This is a genomic window from Microbacterium sp., from assembly GCF_051953575.1.
Classification (GTDB): domain Bacteria; phylum Actinomycetota; class Actinomycetes; order Actinomycetales; family Microbacteriaceae; genus Microbacterium.
Window position 1 is genome coordinate 1 of the sequence record NZ_JBQCIP010000180.1, and the last position, 5,898, is coordinate 5,898.

Here is a 5,898-nt window from a genome sequence, read left to right on the forward strand (position 1 = left end):
CATCTGGGGCTTCGTCATGGCCATCGTCGGCTTCTACCCGATCGCCTGGGTGGTCAACGGCATCATGCAGGCCCTCGGCAACGCGGTGCACTGGCTGGTCGAGACGAACCTGCTGCCTCTCACGAGCATCCTGATCGAGCCGGCGAAGGTGTTCTTCCTCAACAACGCCATCAACCACGGCGTGCTCACGCCGCTGGGCATCGCCGAGTCGGCCGAGACCGGCAAGGGCTCGATCCTGTTCCTGCTCGAGGCGAACCCCGGCCCGGGCGTCGGCCTGCTGCTGGCGTTCACCTTCTTCGGCATCGGCGCCGCCCGTGCGTCGGCTCCCGGCGCCGCGGTGATCCAGTTCTTCGGCGGCATCCACGAGGTGTACTTCCCGTACGCGCTGATGAAGCCGATGCTGATCCTGGCGCTCATCGCGGGAGGCATGACCGGCGTCACGACGAACATGCTCCTGGGCGGTGCTCTGCGAGCGCCCGCGGCCCCAGGCAGCATCATCGCGGTGATCGCACAGGTGGCGAACAATTCGTATGTCGCCGTCCTGCTGTCGGTCGTCCTCGCGGCGACGGTGACGTTCCTCATCTCGTGGGTGATCCTGCGGGCGTCCCGCAAGCGCGACCTCGAGGCGATGGCTGCTACCGACGACGCGTTCGGCGCGGCGATCACGCAGACGCAGGCGGCCAAGGGCAAGTCGTCCGACGCGCTCTCCAATCTGCGCGGCGGAGCGGCCACCCAGGCGGGCGGCGGCGTGGAGCCGGCGACCATGACCGAGAAGCACATCAAGAACATCGTGTTCGCCTGCGACGCGGGCATGGGCTCGTCGGCCATGGGCGCGAGCGTGCTGCGCAACAAGATCAAGAAGGCCGGCATCGAGGACGTCACCGTCGTCAACAAGGCGATCGCGGCGCTGGACCCGTCGGCCGACCTCGTCATCACCCAGAACCAGCTGACCGACCGGGCCCGGCAGAAGACCCCCGACGCGGTGCACGTGTCGGTGGACAACTTCATGAACTCGCCCCGGTACGACGAGGTCGTGGACCTCGTCCGCGGCCAGCACGAGGATAGGTCCTAGCAGAGACCGCGGCGGGGCCGGGCGGGCGCGAGGCCCCCGGCCCCACCGCCTCTGCGGGAACGGACCGCGGCCGTCCTGACGGCCACGGGTGGCGGCATCCATTCATCTCCGATCACACGAGAAGGGCGAGAACATGGCACGCGAGGTTCTGAGCATCGGGCAGGTGCGTATCCACTCCGGCAGCGCATCGAAGGAAGAGGCGATGAAGGAGGCCGCGGACATCCTGCAGGCGGTGGGCGCGGTGACCGGCGCCTACTACGACGCCATGCTGCAGCGCGAGCAGACCGTGTCGACGTACATGGGCAACGAGCTGGCCATCCCGCACGGCACGAACGAGACCAAGAACGAGATCCTCGAGTCCGCGCTCTCGGTCGTGCGCTACGACGGCGGGATCGACTGGGACGGCAACCCCGTGACGTTCGTGGTCGGCATCGCCGGCAAGGGCGACGAGCACCTCGAGATCCTGTCGCAGATCGCCATCCTGTTCTCGGACGAGGACGACGTGGCGCGCCTCAAGGCGGCGCAGACGCCGGAGGAGCTGTTCTCCCTGGTGTCGGCGGCGGGCGTCTGATGAAGGCCGTCCATTTCGGCGCCGGCAACATCGGGCGCGGCTTCGTCGGCCTGCTGCTGCACCAGGGCGGGTACGAACTGGTGTTCTCGGATGTCGCCGCGCCGCTCGTCGACGCCATCAACTCCGTCGACGAGTACACCGTCCACGAGGTCGGCGACGGCGGACGCGACACCGTCGTGACCGGCTTCCGCGCGCTCAACAGCGCCGAGCACCCCGACGAGGTGATCGATGAGATCGCCGGCGCCAACGTCGTGACCACCGCCGTCGGCCCGACGGTGCTGAAGTTCGTGGCGCCGCTCGTCATGTCGGGGCTGGCGCTGCGCGACCCGTCGAGTCCGCCGCTGCAGATCATGGCCTGCGAGAACGCGATCAACGCCACCGACCTGCTGCGCGACGAGATCCGGGAGCTGGCCGGCGACGCGTGGGACGCGCTGGCGGGGCGCGCGGTGTTCGCCAACACCGCGGTCGACCGGATCGTGCCCGCACAGCCGGCGGATGCCGGAGTCGATGTGACCGTCGAGCCGTTCTTCGAGTGGGCCATCGAGCGGCCCCCGTTCGGCGACGACCCGCCCTCGATCCCCGGCGCGCATTTCGTCGACGATCTGGCGCCGTACATCGAGCGCAAGCTCTTCACCGTCAACACCGGGCACGCCACGACGGCGTACTTCGGCGCCCAGGCGGGGATCGACACCATCGCCGCCGCCCTGGCGGACGACGCGATCGCCGGCCGGGTCGAGGCGACGCTCGAAGAGACGTCGGCGCTGCTGGCCGCCAAGCACGGGCTCGACCCCGCATCGCTCGCCGACTACCGCGCCACCATCCTGCGGCGATTCCGCAACGCCGCGCTGCCCGACACGGTGTGGCGCGTGGGCCGGCAGCCGCTGCGCAAACTGTCGCGCCACGAGCGCTTCGTCGGCCCCGCCGCCGAAGCCGCCGAGCGCGGGCTGGCGGTCGATGCGCTGGTCGACGCGATGGGCGCCGCTCTCGCGTTCGACGACGCCGAGGACGCGCAGTCGGTCGATCTGCAGCGCATGCTCCGGGAACAGGATGCCGCGGCATTCACCGCCGCGGTGACCGGCCTGGAGCCCGCGCATCCGCTGTTCAGCAGGGTCGAAGCGGTCGTCGCCGCGCGCCAGGCGGAGCTCGGCGTCTGAGCGTGGGGCGGGCGGGCGGCTACGCTCTACGCGTGACCGCCGAAGCGCCCGCCCCCACCCCCCGCCCGAAGCGCCGCGGCCTGCGCGTGCTGTGGTGGATCCTCGGCTCCCTCGGCGCGCTCATCGTGCTCGCGGTCGTCGGGATCCTGGCCTGGAGCCAGGTCGGGGTGATGGCCGCCGAGCCCGAGCCGCTCGCCGAGGTGCGCGCGAACCCGGCGATCGAGATCACCGACACCGACGCAGGCATCGTTCTCACCCCCACCGGCGCATCCGCCGACGTGGGCCTCGTGTACGTGCCCGGCGCGAAGGTGGACCCGTGGGCGTACGCCTACAAGCTGTCGGGACTCGTCGAAGAGGACGGCATCACCGTCGTCATCACGAAGCCGTGGCTGAACCTGGCGTTCTTCGACCTGCGTCCCCTGTCGACGTTCACCGATCTCGCCCCCGACGTGAGCACGTGGCTCGTGGGCGGGCACTCACTGGGCGGTGTGCGGGCGTGCCAGCTGGCGACGGATGCCGACGGCCTCGCCCTCTTCGGCTCCTACTGCGCGAACGACCTCTCGGACTCCGGCCTGCCGGTCATCAGCGTCTCGGGCAGCGAGGACGGCCTGTCGACGCCCGAGAAGATCGCCGACGCGCGTCACCTGCTGCCCGACGACGCCGAGCTGCACGAGATCGAGGGCGCGAGCCACTCGTCGTTCGGCGACTACGGCCCGCAGGCGGGAGACGGCACACCCACCATCGCCGACGACGACATGCGCGATCAGCTCACCGAGCTCGTCGGCGCGTTCGCGCTCATCGTGCCCGACTGATCCCGCTCCGCGGAAACATACCCTTTCGCGGTTTCGGCGGCCGGGGATCGGGATCCCCGAAAGGGTGGATCTCCGCCGCCTAGACTGGAATCCCGTGACCATCATCCTCGCGGGCATCGCGACGTTCATCGCCGCGATCATCCAGCGCATCACAGGCCTCGGCTTCGTGCTGGTGCTGGTCGCCCCCGTCGTCCTGCTCTACGGCCCCGTCGAGGGCGTGACGCTCGCCGTGCTGCTGGCGTTGGTGGCGTCGCTGGTGGCGATCCCGATGGTGTGGCGCCACATCGACTGGAAGCGATCGTGGTGGCTCATCTGGCCGGGCCTGATCGCGGCACCCTTCGGCGCTCTGCTGGTCCGCCTTCTCCCCGACGCCGCACTGCTTCTCGTCATCGCCGCGATGGCGTACTTCGCCCTGCTCGCAGGTCACCTCCCTGCCCTGTCGGCTTCGCTCACCGGTCGCCGCGGGGCGATCGCCTCCGGTGCCGCCGCCGGGTTCATGAACGTCGCGAGCGGATTGGGCGGGCCGCCGCTCACCGCCTACGCCGTCGGCGACCGCTGGCCGCAGCGCAGCTTCGCGGCGAGCGCACAGCTCATCTTCATCGCGTTCGACATCGCCACGGTCGCCCTGCGCGGGCTCCCCGTATCGCCCATTGAGGACATCGGGACGCTCGTGGTCGCCACCATCGCGGGGATCGCGATCGGCACGGTCCTCTCGCGCAACCTGTCGCCGCGCATCGCCCGCGGTGCCATGCTCGTGATCGCGTGGACCGGGGCGACGGTGGTGCTCGTGCGCGGCATCCTGGCACTCTTCGTGTGATGAGCCTGCGCGATTTCGGTTAATGCCGAGTCACGCTTAGGGTTCTGTCGGCGGGTCGTCACGCCGACACGATGGAGTGCGAAAGACGTGAGGAAGCAATGACCAGGTATGCCGTCATCGGCGCGGGCCCGTCGGGCCTCTCGGCCGCGCGGGCGCTGCAGCGCGCGGGCCTCGAGTTCGACGGGTACGAGGCATCCCGCGGCGTCGGCGGCCTCTGGGACATCGAGAACCCCCGCTCGACGATGTACGAGTCGGCGCACCTCATCTCGTCGCGCACGACCACCGAGTTCGCCGAGTTCCCGATGGCCTCGACCGCCGACTACCCGAGCCATCGCGAGCTCATCCGGTACTTCCGCGACTTCGCCGACCGCTTCGCACTCACCGAGCACTTCCGGTTCAAGACGAAGGTCACCTCCCTGCACCCCGCCGACGACGGCGGATGGATGCTGCACGCCGACGCGCCGGACGGCCCGGTCGCCGAACGCTACGACGGCGTGATCCTCGCCAACGGCACGCTCGCCGAGCCCAACGTGCCGTCGTTCCGCGGCGACTTCACCGGCGAGCTGCTGCACACGAGCGCGTACAAGTCGGCGTCGCAGCTGGCCGGGAAGCGGGTGCTGATCATCGGCGCCGGGAACTCGGGCTGCGACATCGCCGTCGACGCGGTGCACCACGCGGAGTCGGTCGACATGAGCGTGCGCCGCGGCTACTACTTCGTCCCGCGCTACCTGTTCGGCAAGCCGTCGGACACCCTCAACCAGGGGCGGCCGCTGCCCGCCCGCCTCAAGCAGGCGGTGGACAGCCGCGTGCTGAAGGCGTTCACCGGCGACCCCGTGCGCTTCGGCTTTCCGAAGCCGGACTACAAGATCTACGAGTCGCATCCGATCGTCAACACGCTGATCCTGAACCACCTCGGCCAGGGCGACCTGCGGATCATGCCCGACATCGACCGCTTCGACGGACGCACCGTGCACTTCCGCGACGGGTCGGCGGCCGAGTACGACACGGTGCTGCTCGCGACCGGCTACAGGCTCGACTACCCGTTCGTCGACCGGGCGGCCCTCGGGTGGCACGGCTTCTCGCCGAAGCTCTTCCTCAACGTCTTCCCGCCCTCGTTCAACGGGCTGTACGTCATGGGCATGATCGAGGCGTCCGGCATCGGCTGGCAGGGGCGATACGAGCAGGCCGAGCTCATCGCCGCCTACCTCGCCGCCGGCGAGCGCCACCCCGAACGCGCCGCCGCGTTCCGCGCCCGCGTCGCCGGCGAACCGTGGCCCGACCTCACCGGCGGGTACAACTACCTCGGCCTGGAGCGGATGTCGTACTACGTCAACAAGGACGCCTACCGTCGCGCGGTGCGCGCCGGCACCCAGCAGCTGGCGACGGATGCCGCACCCCGGCGTGACGGCATCCGTCCGGCGTCCGCGCGCCGGAGCACGAAAGGGCGGCGGGCATGAACCCGGACGACGTCG

5 protein-coding genes and 1 pseudogene are annotated in these 5,898 nt (G+C 70.1%); all 6 read left to right on the forward strand.

The window, feature by feature from the left end; genetic code table 11:
• A pseudogene (locus tag ACTHNQ_RS11130) lies at positions 1-1,072 on the forward strand (PTS mannitol transporter subunit IIB); the annotation flags it as partial.
• A 133-nt stretch (positions 1,073-1,205) separates the two neighbouring features.
• On the forward strand, positions 1,206-1,643 hold the full coding sequence (locus ACTHNQ_RS11135) for a PTS sugar transporter subunit IIA (RefSeq protein ID WP_440333431.1): 438 nt from the start codon (positions 1,206-1,208) through the stop codon (positions 1,641-1,643).
• Entirely contained in the window at positions 1,643-2,797 is a 1,155-nt protein-coding gene (locus ACTHNQ_RS11140) for a mannitol-1-phosphate 5-dehydrogenase (protein WP_440333432.1), read from the forward strand. The genes ACTHNQ_RS11135 and ACTHNQ_RS11140 overlap by 1 nt, the downstream gene beginning before the upstream one ends.
• A gap of 32 nt (positions 2,798-2,829) precedes the next feature.
• Positions 2,830-3,609, forward strand: coding sequence for an alpha/beta hydrolase (locus ACTHNQ_RS11145; protein ID WP_440333433.1), 780 nt, complete (start codon positions 2,830-2,832; stop codon positions 3,607-3,609).
• A gap of 94 nt (positions 3,610-3,703) precedes the next feature.
• Positions 3,704-4,426, forward strand: a complete 723-nt coding sequence (locus ACTHNQ_RS11150) for a TSUP family transporter (RefSeq protein ID WP_440333434.1) — start codon at positions 3,704-3,706, stop codon at positions 4,424-4,426.
• Positions 4,427-4,524: 98 nt separating this feature from the next.
• The gene (locus ACTHNQ_RS11155; RefSeq protein WP_440333435.1) at positions 4,525-5,883 is read left to right on the forward strand and encodes a flavin-containing monooxygenase; all 1,359 of its coding nucleotides are present in this window, start codon (positions 4,525-4,527) and stop codon (positions 5,881-5,883) included.
• Positions 5,884-5,898: the final 15 nt, after the last annotated feature.